Genomic DNA, 18,514 nt, shown 5'->3' with positions numbered 1-18,514 from the left:
ATTCTGTGGCTCTTTGAACGATAGAACAAGATCCGACCCATGCTTAAACCTTTCTCCTTTAGGCGATGCTCTGTTCCCTAGCGTAAACTATTCTCGTTTCGAAGCGGCCTCGTGCCGGAATGAATATTGGTCCCTTTTCATCCGAACCCCATACATAAGGTGGATCGAATCTCAATGAGCTAGTTCCAATAAACCCAGCCTTGATTTTGAAACGCCGAAGGCGTAGGGCTTTCTCAACTGTCTAATCCAAATCCTCCTCTCAACTAAAGCTTCGATGTCAACTATTCGGCCATTTATAATATCTATTGTATCGATTGTATACTTAGCGATTCCCGCGCTAGCTTTCCCCAACATAAAACTCCCGACAACAAATCAAAACGAAGGTATACTCGTCTTTCGCGTCGATTCGAACTACCCAAATATAATCGGGAATAAGCTTCGAATTCGATTTAAGGAAAAGGACAAACTAACGTTTTATACTGTGGCTCCTAAAAGAAAAGGAGAACTTACCTACTTTGTGATGCCTGCCGGAGATTACGTTGCACAGGATTTTTATACGCTACAATATTCATACAACTTTCCTGATCCCGTAAATTTCACAGTCACCCCGAAACAAGTAGTATATATTGGTGATATAAATTTCATGACGAAACTCCGCTACGCGGCGGATTGGAAAGTCGAAGCTTTTTCTATCAAAGACAAAAGCGACGAGCTCCCATCATCTGAATTCACTAAAAAAGGCTATGCCCTTGTGAGTACCGCCACTCACCAAAAGAAGATCTCCGACGAGACGGTTCGAAAACTAAAGGTTCCCGACAAAACGTTTTCACCGCAAGATCTAGAGGGCAGTGGGTTAATTGTCGCAATGATTACTGTTAATAAGAGGACAAACTCCCTGCTTGCGGGAGTGGCTTCTGGACTCACCCTAGGACTGAAAAAAGCTCCTGTTGACTCATTCACAATAGATTTTACAAGCAGTGATCGACTTCTGGTCGGAAGCTTGGATAATTCAGGTTGGCCTTGGCAGAATCATCAAAAACTCGACAAGTATTCTCAGGGGAAGGTCGCAGCTGTGCTAGCACCACCTGGCGATTACAATATCTCAGGATTCCACGTTACTCTAACCGATGGGAGCTATATATACAGCATCGTAGAAGCCGACGCCACCTTCAGCGTGCAAGCTGGGGAAGTTGTCTATATAGGAGAATACTTTGCAAATGTATTGCAGGAACGGTTTCTTGGGGTTCCACAACCACAAGAAGTTGAGTTCTACGTGAACGACTACTGGGCACGCGATAGGAGCGTGTTAGAAAAGGAGTACCCTTTCCTGAAAGAAGTCCAATCTCGTGTTGAGCTCTGTAAACCTGCTGGTGGATGGGAAAACATTTTTAGAGTCGGTACTGACTTGAGAAATACGCTAGGGAAAAAAGAAGCAAAAACTACCGAGACACAAGGAGAGTAAGATTCTATGATCTGATATTTATCCCGAGAGAGTCAGACTGTAAGTTAGTGCCCGGAATTTTTCGCAAAAAGGTAGCTGCGCCTTCAGGCAGTGGCACAACCCTGTTAGGGAAGCGAAAAAGGAAGATCAGTCGTAGACGTCGCTTCGGTGTCCGACTTTGACGACCAAGACGACGAACTCGCCGTCCTCTATCCGGCAGAGGACTCGGTAGTCGCCTACCCTGTAACGCCAAAACTCTCCGAGTTCGCCTCGGAGAGCTTTGCCAAACTGGCGAGGGTCCGCACTGTCCTTAATGCGTTCGTCGAGAAAGGCGATTACGCGACGGCTGGCTTCGGGGCCTAGCTTGCGCAGCTGTTTGATTGCCCAGTCGGTGATCCTATAGTCCCAGCTCACGCTTGGCTTCTTCGCTGGTGAACACGCGGCCCGGGTTCCTTGCGGCGTCGGCGGCAAGGTAATAGTCCTCCATATCCTCGAGGTGCTGAAGGATGGCCTCGCGAGCGTAAAAGGTCTTGGTGCGTCCAGTCTTCTTGGCGAGTCGTTCGAGTCGCTTCTCGATGTCCGGTTGAAGTCTGATTGCTAGCATGTCTTCGAGAATAGCACGCAATACGCGTATAGCAAGTTCACAGATCGAGGGGAATCTTGATTACCTTCCGAGTCTACGACTCGTCGTGAGGCAAAATTCTAAGTGTGATTCACGAGCAAATTTGTTTGGTGATCAGAAGCATTCCTGAGGGATCGCTTATTTGAGCTCTTTATGCCCAAAGTCGTGTCGGCTACCTAGACTCGACGCTGAGAAACGGGCGATTCGGCACTTAAATCGGCGTCTCGGGGCTTAGACCATTGAGATGCCGAAATAGTTGAGCAACCAGACTTCTTTCCAGACCCGGTAGCGGCCTTCCCAAGTGATGCGACCGTGCTCTTCTTGGTACTGCGGAGCGAAGAGGAAGCCTTGCTTCAAGTTGATCTGCTCCAGCTCTCTTTGCTGCTGGTTGAGGTCGTCCAAGGGATCGAACTCGAATGCAGCCAACTCCAGCTTGGCGATCCGACTGAGGTGCAGCTTGTAGAGCTTGGCCGCATCACGCGTCCATGGCTTGCGCGCGACCGCCCAGTTATCGGGATAGTAGCCGCCGTAAGGCATGTAGAGATTGTCGGTTACGAAACGGTCGCCGGACTGCGTTTCCGAGGAGAAGGAGAAGCAGAATCCAATGTCGCCGTTGTGCTGCGGCACGAAGAGTATTTGGAAGCGGGTTTTCTGGTCCTCGCTCTGAAAGACAGTGGAGCGAATGTTGAGCCCATGGCCGACGTCCGCCAGCAAGGCCTTGGAACGGGTGAAGCCTTTGCTTTTGAGCCAATCCTTGATCTCGATCAGCTTCTTCTGGGCCGGCCACTCCTCGCCAGTGGTATTTTCGGAAAAGCGCGGGAAGAGCGAGATGCTGCTTTTGCTCAGAGCGCTGATGGCCAGCCAGGTATAAACCGTTTCGATCAGCAGCCAGCCTAGAAAAAAGATGGCTCCGATCACCCAAAAAGGCCGATTCAGCCAGCCGGCGTCATAGACCAGGTAAGCTGCCCCGAACGCCACTCCCAACCAACGTGCCCAGCGGTTGAGCACGGAAACCTTGAGCGAGGTCACACGCGTGTTGAGCACTCCGAACAGGATCGAAAGTCCAACGCAGCTGAAAACGAAGATCTCGGCAAAAAGGGATAGGCTTTGTTCCGGCATGGTAACGTACGAGAGGCAGGTAGTAGATCCCGGAAGGCAGAGGGGACAACCAAAAAAGGTTAGGTAGGAGCGAGCTTGCTCGCGAACCATCTCGGAGCATTCGCGAGCAAGCTCGCTCCTACCCACAAAAAAAGGCCCGCCTTCAACGAGGCGGGCCTTTTGCTAAATTGGTTTGGCGAGTGCTTAGGTCAAGCGGACCGGCATGATCACGCAGAGGAAGCTTTCCAAGGTCTTGAAGACGCCGGGGCTGACTTCATCCTTCAGCTCGAAGAAGAGCTCGTCCTTGCTGAGGGCCTTCAGCGGGTCCATGAGGAACTGCGGGTTGAAGGCGACTTGCAGGTCGGGACCGCTGTAGTCGATGGCCAGCGACTCGTGCGATTCGCCGAAGTCGGGGCTGGAAGCGGAGAGCTCCATCAAGTTGTTGGAGATCTGGATCTTGACCTGGTTCGACTTGTCGGTGGTGACGAGGGCAGCGCGGTGGATCGACTGCAGGAAGAGCTCGCGCTCGACCTTGATGCGCTGGTGGGTTTCCTTGGGAATAACCTGTTGGTAATTCGGGTAATTGCCTTCCACGACCTTGGATACGAGGTGGATGTCACCTACAAATCCGTTGGAGTCGTCCTTGGTGTGGATCTGGAAAGCGACGCGGCGGTCGTTGAAAGCGATCTTGAGGTTCTCGCCCTTGTCGAGGAGACGAACCAGCTCGGAAACAGTCTTAGCAGGCAGGATGAGGCTGCCGGACATGCCTTCGCCCACTTCCATTTCGTGGTCGGTCTTGGCGAGGCGACGGCCATCGGTGGCCACGAGGCTGAGGCGACCCGAGGCGCCTTCTTCCGGCTCGAGGAAGTTGAAGAAAACGCCGTTGAGCATGTAACGGGTCTCGTCGCTGGACTGAGCGTAGGAGACGCTCTTGATCATGCCCGCAAGGGTGCTCTGCTCGATGGTGAAGGAGCGGTCGTCGCTAAATTCCGGCAGGGCTGGGAACTCGTCGCGGCTGATGCCCATGATCTTGAAGTTGGATCCGCCGGAGGCGATCTTGACCTGGTTGTTGGGCGAGGCCTTCACGCTTACATCGCTGTTAGGCAACTCTTTAACGATAGTGGCAAGACGCTTAACGGGCAGGGTTACCGCACCTTCTTCTTCGACGGTCGCCTTGATGCGAGCGCAGATGCCGAGGTCGAGGTTGGTAGTCGTGAGCGAAATCGTGTCACCTTCAGCTTCGATGAGCACATTGCTCAGGATGGGCATCGTTGCCTTCGATCCAACGACGTTGAGGACTTGCTGGAGGCCGTTGCTGAAATGGTCACGGTGGATTTTGAACTTCATTGGGGAGGAGTTAGCTAGTTTTTGGAGTTTCTGACAATTCCAATGGATAGTTAGTTAATTAAATAAATAAATCATTCGTATTCTTATAGCCTGTGAATATTGGCCATAAGCGACATAAATGCCTGAAAACTAAGGAGTAAGGAGGGTTTGAAAATGTTCAAGCCTAGGGGGATAGTTTGTTTCCAGAAAAGGACATGTTAAAAAAAAACGAATATCTCCAGCTTATTGGTCGGTTTTGCCCAAGTTGTTAGCAAAGGATTTACACCTGTTTAGCGGCCTTTGATTTGCGGGCGGAAACCCGCTTCAAGCGCAGCAAATGGCGCCCGAGACCAAAGAAGAGGTAGCTGAAGAAAATGACTACCAGAGCGTACTCCCGGGAGAAGTAGATGAGGCCTATGATCACCAGTACCGCCACGAAGGAGGTGAACTTGATCTGCGTGTTCCAGTCGATCTTCTTGAAGGAGGGGTAGCGCACGTTACTGATCATAAGCACCGAGATGAGCAGCATGAGCACCGGCAAACCGAGCGCGTAGACGCGCAGGGCGTCGTGCTTGGTCATGACGAGGACGATGGTGGCGATCATGCCCGCGGCCGCCGGGACGGGCAGGCCTAGGAAGTCGCCGTCCGCCTCCTCCAGCTTGCGGGACTTGACCGCAGGGTGGGTGATGACGTTGAAGCGGGCCAGCCGCACTCCGGCGCAAAGCAGGTAAATAAAGGCGAGGAAGAAGCCTGCCTTGGTGTAGAATTCCTCGTTTTGCTCCGGATTGAGTATGAGGAAGAGCACCATCAGGGCGGGGGCCATGCCGAAGGTCACGATATCGGCGATGGAGTCGAACTCCTTGCCGAAGAGGGACTCGCGCCCGCCGAGGCGAGCCACGCGTCCGTCCAGCGAGTCGCAAAGCATGCCGCCGAGGATGAAGAGCACGGCTTGGCGGAAGAGGGCGTTGGGGTCGCTGGCCTCGTCCCCGAACATCATGCCGTAGCGGGCTTGGATACAATTCTTGATGGCAAGGAAGCCGAAGAAGAGGTTACCCGCGGTGAATAGGTTGGGGAGCAGGTAGATCTTGGAGGCTTGGGAGGCGTCGAGTTTGACGATTTCCTTGGGTTCGAGTTCAGGCTCTTCGTCCAAAAGGGTGTGGGATTAGTGTTTGAGGGTATCGAGGTACTTCCAGAAGGAGGAGTGCTGCTCGGCAAGCTGCTCTTCGGAAATGGGAAGCTTGGTCCGGTAGATGAAGTCGGTAAGCGTATTTTTGTGCAGGATACAAATGGTCTTGAGGGCGCCGCCTTCCCGTTGGAAGTAGATGCGGTGCTCACCCGAGCGCAGCCGGTAGGTGGTCTTGCCTTGGCGCTTGAAGGAACCGAGCGGCTCTTCCGGGTGGTTGAGCTGGTACTCGGTTAAGTTGCTGAGCGGATCGATCACGGCGAGCTGCTTCATGGTGGGGAGCTTTTCCAATTCCTTGAGAGCTTGATCGCTGAAAGTTACCTGAAACATGGTGTAGGTTGCCGAATGGTTTGCTTGAAGGATTCAGCAGATAGGAGCTGAAACGCAATGCTCAAACGTGCAGCACTGCGGTGGTTTACGTAATTGTTTAGTGCGGAAACGGCTGGCTGTCAAAGCGGCTTGCTCAGTCGTCCCTTGTAGCTGCGGGCCAGCTCGCGATTGGCCTCCATGGCGCCGTCGGTGTTTTGGCTGCGCAAGAGCGGAGCTTCCACCCCGAGTTTGTGGAGCTGGTCCAGGATTTCCATCTGCAGGAGATTGATCAGCAAGGCGCCTGCCATGGTGGAAGTTGGCCCCGCGAATTTGCCTTTTTCGTGCAGCTCCACGATGGCGTCGCCAAAGCTGCCGCAATTGTCGAAGACGTAGTCCGCGATCTCGTGCAGCATCTTGCCGCCGGAGTGGGTGGTCTTTACCTTTTGGGCCATGCCTACGGAGGTGAGGGCGATCACCTTCAGCCCCTTCTCCTTGGCGTACTCGGCCACCTCGATAGGGGAACAGTTCTTGCCGGAGTTGGAGATGACGATGATGAACTCGCCTTCCTTCAGGCCATGGTTGCGATCGTAGCGAGCTGCTAGCTCCCGGCCGTAGCCTTCCAGGTTTTCGATGAAGCCGCCCGTCATGTCGAGGATGGCGCTCACGCAAACCAGTCCACCGGCCCGGCCCACCATCTCGCGGCCGATGATCTCCGAGTGGCCACTGCCGAATGTGTGCATTACCCCACCGTCCGCGATCGACTGGGCGACGAGGGGGGCGAGACGTTCGATCTCAGCTTGGTTCTGCAGGTAAACTCGCTCGAGCAAGACCTGCGTGGTCTTAAAATAGTTCTCCTTGAGCATGAATGAAATTCGTCTGTGCCGGACAATGTTGCTAAACAGTAAAGAAACAAGGGCATTTGCGGTGGACCTGAAAGCGATTAATTGTTCCAAATACGTGTAGGAGACTGTGCAATGAGTCGCTTCCAGGCGGACAACGTTCTGTTTGGAGGAAGAAACCCTTAATGCGATCCGAGGCGTACCCGAAGGGAACGCTGAAGTGAGCGAATCTCCGTCAACTAGAACACCTAGCTTTTAAACCATTATGTCTGAAGTACTGACACAAAACCAACTCGAGCAACTAAAGAAGTTCACCGTTGTCGTAGCCGACACTGGCGACTTCCAAACCATGAAGGAGTTCGAGCCGCGCGACGCGACCACGAACCCGACCCTCATTCTTAAGGCTGCGGAAAAGGCGGAGTACGCGGAGCTGGTTGACAAGGCTGTCGCCGCCAAGAAGGACTCCGGGCTTTCGGGCAACGCCCTGGTGGAAGCGATCATCGATGAGCTGCTCGTGCTCTTCGGTATCGAGATTTTGAATATCGTTCCCGGCCGCGTATCCACCGAAGTGGACGCGCGTCTCTCTTTCGACACTGCTGGCACCATCGCCAAGGCCAAGGACATCATCAACCTCTACGAAGAGAAGGGCATCTCCCGCGACCGCATCCTCATCAAGATTGCCTCCACTTGGGAAGGCATAAACGCGGCCGCTGAGCTCGAGAAGGAAGGTATCCACTGTAACCTTACACTTCTTTTCTCCATGGCCCAAGCCGTACATTGCGCGGAAAGCGGCATCACGCTCATCTCCCCCTTCGTCGGCCGTATCATGGATTGGTACAAGGCCAAGGAAGGTCGCAGCTTCGAGCCCGCCGAAGATCCCGGCGTACTCTCCGTTCAATCCATCTACGACTACTACAAGAAGTTTGGATACAAGACCGAGGTCATGGGCGCCAGCTTCCGCAACAAGGGCGAAATCCTGGAGCTCGCCGGTTGCGACCTGCTGACGATCTCTCCGAACCTGCTTGAAGAGCTCGCCAAGTCTAACGACCCAGTCGAAGAAAAGCTCAGCGAAGCCGCTTCCAAGGCCAAGGATATCGAGAAGATCGAGATGGACGAGAACACCTTCCGCTGGATGTTCAACGAAGACGCCATGGCGGTGGAAAAGACTGCCGAAGGTATCCGCAACTTCGCCAAGGACATCGTCAAGCTCGAGCAGATGATCGAAGGAAAGCTCTAAGCTTTTCCGACCCGAGTTCTTATATTTGCAACAAACGCGTCCCATCCCGGGGCGCGTTTTTTTATTGAGCTGAAAAGAGTGAAATTATTGCGGTGGGTCGGCTTGTCCTCAAGACGACTCGGGTTCGTTGATCAGGTTTTTGCTGCGTTCTTTTTAAACGCGGATGAACACGGATTCACACAGATCTACAGCTCGATTCGTGTTGTGTCCAATACTCCGCCGCTCTCGGGTCAACTCTGTGGTGGATCGGCCGCTCCGCCGGGCGATTTTGACGCGAGCGGAGCGCCCGTCCCACCTTTTCGAATACTCCGCCGCGAGCGGCAGCCCTACGATCTGGAAACGAGTGAATCGAATGCGGTGGGTCGGCTTGTCCCAAGACGACTCAGGTTGAAGATCAGATCCTTGCTGTGTCTCTTTTTAACCACGGATGGACACGGACAGACGAGGTTTTGATCAGGGCTTTCGCGTTAAGTTTGGATGCCGTTTTCCACATCCATCACGAAACAACGGTTTTCAATTTTCCTGGGAATTAAGTGATTTCCCCTTAAGGATACGCAATTACTCTTACATACACTTGACAAAACTTCGTGTTAGAGACGGCAATAGGGATCTCCCTTAATATGAAAGCCAGATCTTTTTTCCGCTCTCTCCTGTTACTCCTTTGCCCCACGTTTCTGATAGCTGCAGGCCCCAATTCACAAAACTCCCAGCGGATCGCAGACTCGGTCTATTTTCTGCAAAGCGCTGACGACCAAATCAGCCGCTACGATCTCACTAGCCAAAGCTGGCTTGATCCCATCGCCATCGGTGAATCCGCCAGTTGCTTCGTGGTCGTCGACGACTTCCTGTTCGTTGCCTACGGCAAGATCCTCTATCGCTACCAACTCGATGGCAGCGATGAAACGCATGTCGGCAACTTCCTTCATCCGATCATTTCACTCCACGCCGACGGCGACCTGCTCTTCGTCAACCACTCCAGTGGAAGCTATGCTTACTTCGATTCCTATGACCAGAACACACTTGGACGCTTGGATACCTTTACCAATTACCAGGCTTTCGCAGCCAGCACCGTAGTCGAACCCTCTCTCAATCAACTCTACCACGCCCGTTCGAGCAACTCGCGCTACACCATTAACTACGACGACAACGGAACCTTCGTTGGCAGCTTACAGGGAAATACCGCCTACAACACTACCACCGGTGACTATTTTCTTAGATGGCCCGAAAGGAGCCGCATTCTCGGACAAAGCGGCTGGATTTACGACAGCTCATCTTTCCTGCCGATCGGACAAATCGCCGCAGTTGACAGCATCGCCTTTATCGAGGGCGAACTGCCGATGATCGTTTCGGGTGACGAGCTGATCACCTATTCGAAGGGCCTTCAAGAAACTGGCCGACTGACTCTCGATGCTGCAAACGGAAACCTCTTCCTTCACGGTGAAACCGCATTCATCTTTTACCCGAACGTCCTGTCAGGTACTGGCTTCACGCTGCAGCGCATTCCTTTCGCCGACTTAGCGATCGACGATCCCAGTGAACCGATCGATCCATCGAAACTAGCCTTTGAACCGGACGAGGTGTTTGCCACTTCCAACGGAAAGCTATTTCTGTCCCACCACGATCTCAGCACACTTTTCTCGTGGGACATCGCTACCCAAAGCTGGGACTCGACCATCGAATTGGAAGGACTGCCCGTCGCCATCCGCTACGCCCCCGACACTGAATTGATCTACATCGCCTATTCCAACGGCAAGATCTTCAAGATCGATCCCACTGACCCGACCTACAAGGAGAGTCTCATTGTCGATACCGAGAGCCAAATCAACTCCCTCGTAGCTGCAGGTTCCTTCGTCTTTACTTCAATCAGCAACATTGAATGGAGTGGCATAAAGATCTACGATCTGGACGGCAACGTCACCGGATATATCCAGCACCGATACGACACATTCGACGCCGTCTGGGCTAATGGGAGAGTCGTATCCAACAGGGGAAACAGCTCTTACCTCCACGACTTCGTGGTGCAGGAATCCGGAAACACCGGGACCTACGGTTCGAAGTCCTTTAACGACATAAGTGTATCCGGCCCGCTGTTTCCGCATCCCGATCAGCAGCTCGTGCTCACCAGCAGCGGGATTCTCTATGACGCTTTGGAAAAGGAAGCCGCGGGCGTCCTACCAGAGTCCGTCGTGGGAGCGACCTGGATCGAAGGACAACTCTACACCCTGCACAATGGCTCCATCAAAACCTGGAGCCTTCCGACTTACGCGGAAGGAAGCAGCATCTCTTTCCAAAACCGCGCTTACGCGATTTCCAACTCGCCTGAAGGCGACCTCGTCCTAGTGACGCTCGCTGGCAACGGGAAACCTCGTATCATCGTTTTAGATACAAGCTACAACATCATCGCGCTCGAAAGCATCCCGGACCCGAAGCTTTCTTTTGGTCAAATGAATGCAGGGGCCCTCAGCGTGGAGTGGACTGCAAGCGCAGGAGCCGAGAGCTACCTGATCGAACGAAGCGAGGCTAGCGATGGACCTTGGGAGCAAATAGCTGCCTTGGACTTCGACGCGGGCTCCTTCGCCGACGTAGACATCGCAGTCGGCGAAACCTATTACTACCGAGTGAAGGCCATCAACGACTCGATCGAATCAAACTACTCGAATGTGATAGCGGTCGATACCAGTCGCGAACCTCTCCCTATTGAGGCGGGAGATCCGTCTCAAATTTCTCGATACGCGAGATCGGCGGTGTTGGATAAAAACAACATCCTCTATCTCTCGATCGACGATCGGAAAGGCATCTATCGCTACGACGTGGAGAAGCAAACGTGGCTAGAAACCATAGCGACGCTTACCGAACCGAACCGACTCACTTACAGCGAAGCCCGCCACTCTCTTTTCTTCAGAGGATACGATGGAGACCTCATGGAGGTTAACCTAAACGGCTCCCCCTTAATACCAGTGCTTTTCGTGAAATTCGACAACTACAACTACGGTGACGTCCAACTTGCGACAGAGGATTTCGTACTCGTCACCTACTCAAGTCAGCACTTCATCTACGACCCTCTCGGAAACCTTATGAGCTCCGCCTATCTCGGCGAGATCGACTACAACGCACTAGTCGTCTGGAACGAGGAGCAACGCACTTACTCCTGGAGCGAATCCTACCGTGTCTACGAAGTCGAAGTAGGCCCTGGCTGGACTCTCGAATCTAGCTACGTCCCGATCGAAAACAACGACCGCTTCGTCGCCAGCAACGACGATCACACCCTCTTCCTGTCCCAATCGGGCAATATCTATTCCAGAAGCAACTACGCAGAGCTCTACAGCATCGAGGACTATCTTGAAGACGGCCTCTGGCTGGGGGATCAGCTCATTACGCTCGCGGGATCATCGCTGCAGAAACGAGACGCTTCCACTTTCGAAGTAACCGACTCCCTCCCTATCCTGGAAGACCGACGCATCCTCCTCTCCACCTCCGACGGTCGTATCGTGCTGGTGCAAGGCGACTATTACGGAAGTCCCGAGATTTCCGTGCTCGACGCGGATTTCGAGATCGCCGCTCCTGATACAATTGCCGCCCCGCCTGCTTTCCTCATTCAGGACTCCTACTCGTATAGGACTGTTTTGAAGTGGAGCGACGTCGGTGGCGAGACGGGCTACATCCTCGAGCGTCGTACAGGTTCGGGACCATGGGATACGATCGCGGAGCTCGAGATGAACACGACTTCCTACCACGACGAAGATATCTCATCGGACTATAGCTACTCCTATCGCCTTCGCGGCATCAACGGCGATACGCCCTCCACGTATTCCGATACTCTCTCGCTACGTTCCGCCCCCCCCACGGCCGCGACCGACCTCGAGGCCACCTCAACCGGGGCGTACACCCACCGTCTCCAATGGGAACCGTCAGAGAACGTTCTCTTCTACCAAATACAATACGCCCTCAACGGGGATGACTATTGGAATAACTACAACACCGACGGCAAGCTCACCGCCCCGGAATTCACAGTCACCATTCAGTCGAATCAAATCTACCGCTTCCGAATCAAATCAGTCGGTTCTTATGGCCAGGAAGCGCTCAGCGAACCGATCGTCCTCTTCGAGGATTTGATCAAGCCCACGCCACCCTCATCGCTCAACGCTAGCCCGCTCGACTACCGAACCGTCGCGCTCGAATGGTACGGCTCCCAACGAGCGACCAGCTACCAACTGGAACGCAAGGAGCCCGATGGAGACAATGAATGGTCGGTCCTCGCCACCCTCGCCACATCGCCACGCTATTTTGTGGATTCATCGGCAGAAGCCGAAACTCGCTACCAATACCGCATCATCGCTATCAATCCGGAAGGCTCCTCGGTCGCCAAGCTGTCCAGTATCGTGACCACTGAGAAACGCTATCCACCTGAAAAACCTTTCCTCAGTGCCGGACTCCATAGCGATGACTCCGTTCTGCTCAACTGGTCCAACATATCTACCGACGTCAGTTACCACATCCTACGTCGACTAGCCGGTGAGGAAGACTGGACGGAGCTGGATATCGACGATCCTGATTCCCAAACGTATATCGATAGCGAGCTCGAGTCCGGCCAGACCTACGTCTACTCAGCCACCGCGAGCAACCCCGCTGGCGATTCCCCCTACGCGGACCCGGTAATCGTCAAAATCGTTCCTCAAGAAGCCGTCTTCCAAGATGATTTTACCGATGGGCTAGACCCCTCCAGATACGCCCATGTCTACGGTTCGACGGTTGCATCGCAAGAAAGCGGCATCGGTACTTATCTAGCCCTAAATAGCTCCCGCATGAGTATCGTCACGCTCCCATTGGATCTCTCCGATGGCGGCAACGTTAGCTTCGACCTGAAGTTCGATGGCGCCTCTGTAAATCTTGCCGCGAACCTCCTGTCGGTCGAACTACGGGTTGGGAATTCCAATCTAAAAATTGCTCGGATCATTGCCACTCCGCAACTGGCCGGCCAATGGGTACGCTATTCCGTGTCCATTCCTTTCGGGACCAGCGACGACGAGACGTCGGTGATCTTCTATCACTCCGAATCGCCCGTTTACGCGAATCGCTTCCTTTTCGACAATATCGTTATCACCCAGTCCGAACCTCCCGTTCCGCTATCGCCCCTCACCGTGGCAGCGAAATCCGCTCCCGACGGAGGCGTATCCGTATTTTGGACACCTTCAAAACACGCCACCGCCTATCGCATCGAGCACAGCGTAAACGGTGGGGAAACGTGGCTAGAAACGGGCCTGCCTGTTAGTGGCGTGACCTACTATCACGATCCATCTCCCTACAATGAGGACTCCCTCTACCGCGTCAGCGCAATCAATAGCGCTGGCGCCTCCGAGCCCACGCTCTCAAACGCTGCCACCTCCGACGATGAGCTCGCTGAAGCGGTTCAGTTGGGAGTCGAAAAAGTGCTGGCTGATCCAGACACCTACCAGCTCTACAGTGCCACTGAGCTCGAACAGTCTCGCTTGCAAGGGCAGTTTGACGTGCGGCAAAACCCTAGCGGATTCGGCCTTTACCAGCAGGAATTCATCTCAAACCTCTACTTCAAGCTCACTAGCGGACCCATTCAAATGAAGGGCGACCTGATGAGTTTCGGTTGGATCCTCTACCGTAGCACTAATCTGGTCGACTGGACCGAACATCCATTTTCAATTGAGTTTGAGAACGACGAAGAAAACGAAGCAGAATTCATTAAGATTCGCCCTGACACCGAATAGCAAGCGAGGGCAAAGCATTTCGCTTAACCTCCTCCAAGCATTCGCCGATTCGAATGAGCCTGTGGAAGGAAAACTGCGAACGTTTCCAAACCTAGATTATATCCTACCAGAAAACGCGTCCCGTCCCGGGACGCGTTTTTTTTGAGTTCTAGGATTGGATCCTCCCAGTCGGAAGGCTGGGAGAAACAGTGAACCGATTGCGGTGGTTCGGCTTGTCCTCAAGACGACACGGGTTCCCCGGCGCTCGCTCGGAGCTTCGTGGTGGATCGGCCGCTCCGCCGGGCGATTTTGACGCGCGCGGAGCGCCCGCCCCAACAGTGGAGGGACCGGTTCCACCCGGTCCGCATTGCAGGAGTTGATCTCCAGGCCAACTGGTACCGATGCAAGTTTGCTGACCCAATCTGCAGAAGATCTTACTTCGCGGTGGTTCGGCAGGTCCTCAAGACGACACGGGTTCCCCGGCGCTCACTCGGAACTCCGTGGTGGATCGGCCGCTCCGCCGGGCGATTTTGACGCGCGCGGAGCGCCCGTCCCACCTTTTCGAATACTCCGCCGCTTGCGACCCACCGCGGAACCTAACTCCCAGCGTTGATCCTGCAACGCGGCGTGCCGCAAGCGGCAGCCCTACGATCTTGAAACGAGTGAACCAATCGCGGTGGGTCGGCTTGTCCTCAAGACGACTGGGGTCGGTGATCAGATTTTTGCTGCGTTCTTTTCAACCACTACCGAGGAGTTTGCGACGACACTTGAGGAGGTACCGACGAAACAATGAACGCAGATCACTTTGCGTCTGTATTTGTGCTGCAGATACAAGCGTAGACTCGCTCCGTCGCCCTGGCCTCGCAGCTTGCGAATCCCGTTCTGCCAGGATTGGCGTTGCCGGCACAGTCAGGCAGGCAGGCTCCCGCTTCTCACCCAGCTCAAGAAATTAGGAGTTGACCTTTGCGCAGATTCGCTAGAGAAACAATGTACTATAGAACTAGAACACTGTTTGAGAGAGCGAGTTAGTGGGAGGATAGGCTATGCTTGATTTTTATTTAGATCCGCGGAGTGGAGTTCCGTATTACCGACAGATCATCGACCAAATCCGATTTGGCATGGCGACGGGGCAGGTTAAGATAGGGGAGCAGCTTCCCACCGTTCGGGCCTTGGCGGTGAAGCTTCAGGTAAACCTGAATACGGTGACCAAGGCTTACAAGGAGCTGGAAATCCAAAAGATTTTGGAAACGCAGCAGGGGACCGGGACTTTTATCGGTTCCGTCAAAGTGGAAGTGAGCGCCAAGGAGCGTCGCGCCAAGCTCAAGTCCCTCTGCGAGGAATTCGTGAACGCCGCGGCTGTGTACGGCATAAGCCCGCACGAGCTAGCCGATGAATTGAAGCAATACAAAGGAGGAAAAAAATGAAGCTAAGAGCATCCAACGGAGCGGGAGTAAGAACTGAAAACGGCCTAAGCGTCGTTTCACTGGCGGTGGGAGTGATCACGATCGCTCCCGTGATCTTCTTGATGTCAGCCGAGATCCTCTCGACTGCGGTCGGACTTCCTCTCGCAGCGATTGGCCTGTTCTTGGCCTTTTCCGTGAGAATCGCCAACCAATGGGATCGTGCCGTGGTCTTGCGCATGGGCAAGTTCGTCGGCTTGCGGGGACCGGGCATCTTTTTCATCATACCCGTTATCGACAAAGTGAATACGTTCATCGACCAACGGGTGCGCGTAACGGACTTTCATGCGGAGAAAACGCTAACCAAAGATACCGTTCCCGTAAACGTGGATGCGGTGGTGTATTGGATGGTTTGGGACGTCGAGAAGGCGGCCTTGGAGGTGGAGAAGTATGTGGAAGCGGTATCCTACGTCGCCCAGACCGGCTTGCGTGATATCATTGGGCGGAATGACTTGGCGGGGCTTTTGCAGCATCGAGAGGAGATCGCGGAGGCTTTGCAAAAAACCTTGGACGACCAGACGAGCCCTTGGGGGATCACCTGCCAGTCAGTTGGAATCAAGGATATCATTATCCCCGAGACCCTGGCCGATGCCATGAGTAAGCAAGCGCAAGCCGAGCGGGAGCGCCAGGCTCGTATCATCTTGGGTACGGCGGAAACGGAGATCTCCGAAAAGTTCGCCCTGGCCAGCAAGAACTACGCGGACAATCCAGTGGCCCTGCAGCTGCGCGGCATGAACATGCTCTTCGAAGGCCTCAAGGAAAAGGGATCGCTGATAATGGTACCCAGCTCGGCCTTGGATTCCATGAATCTGGGTGCGATCGGTGGCCTTTCCGCGCTCGCCCAGCAACGAAAATCAGAAGAGTCGGAAGCCAGCTAAGAACTTGGGCTGGTTTTATCGATAAGCATCGTTCCCAGGGATTTGATCCTGCAACGCGGCGTGCCGCAAGCGGCAGCCCTACGATTGGCGGGCGAATGTTTTTTATGGGTCGGCGCGAGCTCAAGGCGATTGGGGGTCTTGAAGGGGACGCATCTGAGTTTTTTTAACCACGGATGGACACGGATTTACACAGATCAATTTTGAATTTGTATTGATGAGTTAGATACAAATGCAATGAACTTGTTTTGGGCACTGCTATCAATGAAGTTGCGAACTACACGTTTTCCAGCGTTTGCGTTCAGCGCGACGGTTTGTCCTTCCTAAACAGTGGAGGGACCGGTTCCACCCGGTCCGCGCTGCAGGAGTTGATCTCCAGTCCAACTGATACCGATGCTAGTTTTCTAACCCTATCCGCAGAAGGTCTTACTTCGTGGTGGGTCGGCTTGTCCTTAAGACGACTTGGTTCAATGATCGGGGCGTAGCTAAGTTTTCAACCACTACCGAGAAGCTTGCGACGACATTTGAGGAGGTACCGACGAAACAATGGACACAGATTTACACAGATGACTTTTACTTTTGTATTTAAGATAAAGATACAATGTGTGCTTGATCGGTTGCCGAGATCTCTCAGGTTGCTTCTATTTCTCCCCGCTACTGGCTTGAGCCCCGGATGGGCTAGGGATCTTTCGTAAGGTGGAGGCGGCTTCATTGATGAGCTTGTTTCGCTTCATACCCACCGACAAGAACCAGGCGCCCAGAGCCATAATAGGCCAACCGATTACGACGGGTGCCGAGAAAACGCCTATCACAATCAAGACGATAGCAATTTTGTAGGACGCGTGACCTTGTACGCTTTCGTAGCCGGTGGTTTCGTTGCGCACCGCCAAGGGCTCGATGCTCCCTTGGCTTTCTTCGGCAACGATTACCACTAGGTCGTCTTCGGATAACCAAGTGGCGCTTCCCTGAAGTTCGACGTGCCGGCCGTCCAAGCGGAGTGTCGTGTTGTGTGAAGTTTGAACTTCGCCGCCAGACCCGCCGCCATAGGTGTGCGAAGTTCGGTTGACGTGACTTACCTTGCCTGAGAAGGATGCTAATTTCATGGATGACTGATCTCGCAGTGTCTGCTTGGCCGAATTGTGGAGCTCAGACGCCATGCTTGTCGTCTTTGTCTGCACCATTGGCTTGCGTTTCCTATTTCAATGTCCGGTGGCGAAATAGTGGTGCTTGAATTAAACCTCAGGAAACGAAAATCCAAGCAAAGAGTTTAGATGAGATGAGGGCGGTTGTCCCCTAGGAACGATCCTTTTGCGTGAGGCAAATAATGTTGCCGCAAGAGTCTTCGAAGATGACGTATCTCACTTCGTCCATTTCTTGTGGCTCGCCTCGGAAAACGACTCCGAGCGTTTTCATTTTTTCAACTTCACGGTCCAACTCATCCGTTTCGAACTGGGCGGCGGGTATGCCCGCCTCGAAAAGCGTTTTGTAATACTCCTGGGCCGGAGGAAAGGCGAGGGGCTCAAGCAGTAGCTCCACTCCCGGGGCTCCTTCGGGCGCGGTAACGGTAAGCCAGCGGTGCTCGCCCATCGCTATGTCCTCCTTCTTCACGAAACCAAGCTTATCGGTATAGAAGGCGATCGCCTGCCCTTGGTCGTTAACGGGAATACTAGTCAGGGTGATCTTCATCTTGGTCCTTTTTTTGTGTCCGTCGTATCGCTCAAAAGGGAGCGTCCGCGCGACTCGCATGATACAGCAAGTTCGATTCCTCTTTCCCGGATCGGGAGGCGTTTTCGGCTCATTTTGGAGGGCGCCGTGCGCTCTATCCAGCAAACTAACGAAGGTTCATTTTCTTTAGGTATTTGATTGGAACGTGATCAACGAGCCAAACCCCATTCTCGGAGAGATAGAATTTGTATCCATCTTTTCCCATCGACTCTGAATCGACTCGCAGAATGAGAACCTTTCCATGCCTCATCCCTACGGATTTCGCAGTCTCAATGTCCGAGGACAGGTGAACGTGATGTCTCTTCATTTTCATCAGCCCGTTTTCCATGATTGGTTCGTCGAACCTGATGGTGGTGCCGTGAAAAAGCTCTTCTGGCGGCTCCTTTTCAGTGAGACCCAATTCTAACTCGATGGAATGCCCTTGGTTTGCACGTATCTTGATGCCGTCGCCGCAGAGGCTGAATCTCTTCTTTTCGTTGGTTGCTACGATTTCCTCTAGCTCGGGCAGGGAAATGCTAACACCGGCAGATTCCGCTCCCCTTAGAAGGTCGTGGACCTGACACCAACCGTTTTCGTCTAGAGTGACGCCAGCTGCCGCCGGTTTGTGGCGCAGGACTAGACTGAGGAATTTGGATTTGGGTTTTAGTTCTTTTCTCATTTGTAATGAGGCAGGCAAATCCGG

General features: G+C 53.6%; 15 protein-coding genes. 5 read left to right on the top strand and 10 right to left on the bottom strand.

Annotated features, from left to right (window positions below):
- Positions 1-481 precede the first annotated feature (481 nt).
- Complete coding sequence (locus tag IEN85_RS15895) at positions 482-1,462, top strand: hypothetical protein (protein ID WP_224772668.1); 981 nt, start codon at positions 482-484, stop codon at positions 1,460-1,462.
- A gap of 126 nt (positions 1,463-1,588) precedes the next feature.
- On the opposite strand, the gene IEN85_RS15890 is transcribed toward IEN85_RS15895, so the two are convergent.
- The 7 genes from IEN85_RS15890 to IEN85_RS15860 form a co-directional block, all read right to left on the bottom strand.
- Positions 1,589-1,855, bottom strand: a complete 267-nt coding sequence (locus IEN85_RS15890) for a type II toxin-antitoxin system RelE family toxin (protein ID WP_191618088.1) — start codon at positions 1,853-1,855, stop codon at positions 1,589-1,591.
- The gene (relB, locus tag IEN85_RS15885) at positions 1,839-2,045 is read right to left on the bottom strand and encodes a type II toxin-antitoxin system RelB family antitoxin (RefSeq protein WP_191618087.1); all 207 of its coding nucleotides are present in this window, start codon (positions 2,043-2,045) and stop codon (positions 1,839-1,841) included. Before relB ends, IEN85_RS15890 begins: the two co-directional genes overlap by 17 nt.
- 249 nt (positions 2,046-2,294) lie before the next feature.
- Positions 2,295-3,182, bottom strand: coding sequence for a hypothetical protein (locus IEN85_RS15880; RefSeq protein ID WP_191618086.1), 888 nt, complete (start codon positions 3,180-3,182; stop codon positions 2,295-2,297).
- A gap of 183 nt (positions 3,183-3,365) precedes the next feature.
- Positions 3,366-4,508, bottom strand: a complete 1,143-nt coding sequence (gene dnaN, locus IEN85_RS15875) for a DNA polymerase III subunit beta (protein ID WP_191618085.1) — start codon at positions 4,506-4,508, stop codon at positions 3,366-3,368.
- A 259-nt stretch (positions 4,509-4,767) separates the two neighbouring features.
- Complete coding sequence (gene pssA, locus IEN85_RS15870) at positions 4,768-5,637, bottom strand: CDP-diacylglycerol--serine O-phosphatidyltransferase (protein WP_191618084.1); 870 nt, start codon at positions 5,635-5,637, stop codon at positions 4,768-4,770.
- Positions 5,638-5,649: 12 nt separating this feature from the next.
- Positions 5,650-6,000 carry a type II toxin-antitoxin system RelE family toxin gene (locus IEN85_RS15865; RefSeq protein WP_191618083.1) on the bottom strand — a complete coding sequence of 117 codons (351 nt, stop codon included), beginning with the start codon at positions 5,998-6,000 and terminating at the stop codon, positions 5,650-5,652.
- Between the two features lie 119 nt (positions 6,001-6,119).
- Positions 6,120-6,842, bottom strand: coding sequence for a sugar isomerase domain-containing protein (locus IEN85_RS15860; RefSeq protein WP_191618082.1), 723 nt, complete (start codon positions 6,840-6,842; stop codon positions 6,120-6,122).
- A gap of 241 nt (positions 6,843-7,083) precedes the next feature.
- On the opposite strand from IEN85_RS15860, the gene tal reads away from it, so the two are divergent.
- The 4 genes from tal (at position 7,084) to IEN85_RS15840 (ending at position 16,110) form a co-directional block, all read left to right on the top strand.
- Positions 7,084-8,055: a transaldolase gene (gene tal, locus IEN85_RS15855; protein WP_191618081.1), complete on the top strand. Its 972-nt coding sequence runs from the start codon at positions 7,084-7,086 to the stop codon at positions 8,053-8,055.
- A 620-nt stretch (positions 8,056-8,675) separates the two neighbouring features.
- Positions 8,676-13,793: a fibronectin type III domain-containing protein gene (locus tag IEN85_RS15850; RefSeq protein ID WP_191618080.1), complete on the top strand. Its 5,118-nt coding sequence runs from the start codon at positions 8,676-8,678 to the stop codon at positions 13,791-13,793.
- Between the two features lie 1,022 nt (positions 13,794-14,815).
- A complete protein-coding gene (locus IEN85_RS15845; protein WP_191618079.1) occupies positions 14,816-15,196 on the top strand; it encodes a GntR family transcriptional regulator in 381 nt (126 codons plus the stop codon).
- Positions 15,193-16,110 carry a slipin family protein gene (locus IEN85_RS15840; RefSeq protein WP_191618078.1) on the top strand — a complete coding sequence of 306 codons (918 nt, stop codon included), beginning with the start codon at positions 15,193-15,195 and terminating at the stop codon, positions 16,108-16,110. Before IEN85_RS15845 ends, IEN85_RS15840 begins: the two co-directional genes overlap by 4 nt.
- A 638-nt stretch (positions 16,111-16,748) precedes the next feature.
- On the opposite strand, the gene IEN85_RS15835 is transcribed toward IEN85_RS15840, so the two are convergent.
- The 3 genes from IEN85_RS15835 to IEN85_RS15825 all read right to left on the bottom strand — a co-directional run bounded on the left by IEN85_RS15835 (position 16,749) and on the right by IEN85_RS15825 (position 18,490).
- Positions 16,749-17,210, bottom strand: a complete 462-nt coding sequence (locus IEN85_RS15835; RefSeq protein ID WP_191618077.1) for a hypothetical protein — start codon at positions 17,208-17,210, stop codon at positions 16,749-16,751.
- A 190-nt stretch (positions 17,211-17,400) separates the two neighbouring features.
- Entirely contained in the window at positions 17,401-17,793 is a 393-nt protein-coding gene (locus IEN85_RS15830) for a VOC family protein (protein WP_191618076.1), read from the bottom strand.
- A gap of 145 nt (positions 17,794-17,938) precedes the next feature.
- Positions 17,939-18,490: an RNA 2'-phosphotransferase gene (locus IEN85_RS15825; protein ID WP_191618075.1), complete on the bottom strand. Its 552-nt coding sequence runs from the start codon at positions 18,488-18,490 to the stop codon at positions 17,939-17,941.
- Between the last annotated feature and the right edge of the window lie 24 nt (positions 18,491-18,514).

It is taken from the genome of Pelagicoccus enzymogenes (genome assembly GCF_014803405.1).
Lineage (GTDB): Bacteria > Verrucomicrobiota > Verrucomicrobiia > Opitutales > Opitutaceae > Pelagicoccus > Pelagicoccus enzymogenes.
The sequence above is the reverse complement of the archived record's forward strand: the minus strand, read 5'-3'. Positions and strand labels throughout refer to the sequence as shown.

Coding starts and splice junctions, on each gene's coding strand:
- relB (WP_191618087.1), bottom strand. CDS start 2,045: ATGCTAGCAATCAGACTTCAACCGGACATCGAGAAGCGACTCGAACGA.
- IEN85_RS15880 (WP_191618086.1), bottom strand. CDS start 3,182: ATGCCGGAACAAAGCCTATCCCTTTTTGCCGAGATCTTCGTTTTCAGC.
- dnaN (WP_191618085.1), bottom strand. CDS start 4,508: ATGAAGTTCAAAATCCACCGTGACCATTTCAGCAACGGCCTCCAGCAA.
- IEN85_RS15865 (WP_191618083.1), bottom strand. CDS start 6,000: ATGTTTCAGGTAACTTTCAGCGATCAAGCTCTCAAGGAATTGGAAAAG.
- IEN85_RS15860 (WP_191618082.1), bottom strand. CDS start 6,842: ATGCTCAAGGAGAACTATTTTAAGACCACGCAGGTCTTGCTCGAGCGA.
- tal (WP_191618081.1), top strand. CDS start 7,084: ATGTCTGAAGTACTGACACAAAACCAACTCGAGCAACTAAAGAAGTTC.
- IEN85_RS15850 (WP_191618080.1), top strand. CDS start 8,676: ATGAAAGCCAGATCTTTTTTCCGCTCTCTCCTGTTACTCCTTTGCCCC.
- IEN85_RS15845 (WP_191618079.1), top strand. CDS start 14,816: ATGCTTGATTTTTATTTAGATCCGCGGAGTGGAGTTCCGTATTACCGA.
- IEN85_RS15840 (WP_191618078.1), top strand. CDS start 15,193: ATGAAGCTAAGAGCATCCAACGGAGCGGGAGTAAGAACTGAAAACGGC.
- IEN85_RS15835 (WP_191618077.1), bottom strand. CDS start 17,210: ATGAAATTAGCATCCTTCTCAGGCAAGGTAAGTCACGTCAACCGAACT.
- IEN85_RS15830 (WP_191618076.1), bottom strand. CDS start 17,793: ATGAAGATCACCCTGACTAGTATTCCCGTTAACGACCAAGGGCAGGCG.
- IEN85_RS15825 (WP_191618075.1), bottom strand. CDS start 18,490: ATGAGAAAAGAACTAAAACCCAAATCCAAATTCCTCAGTCTAGTCCTG.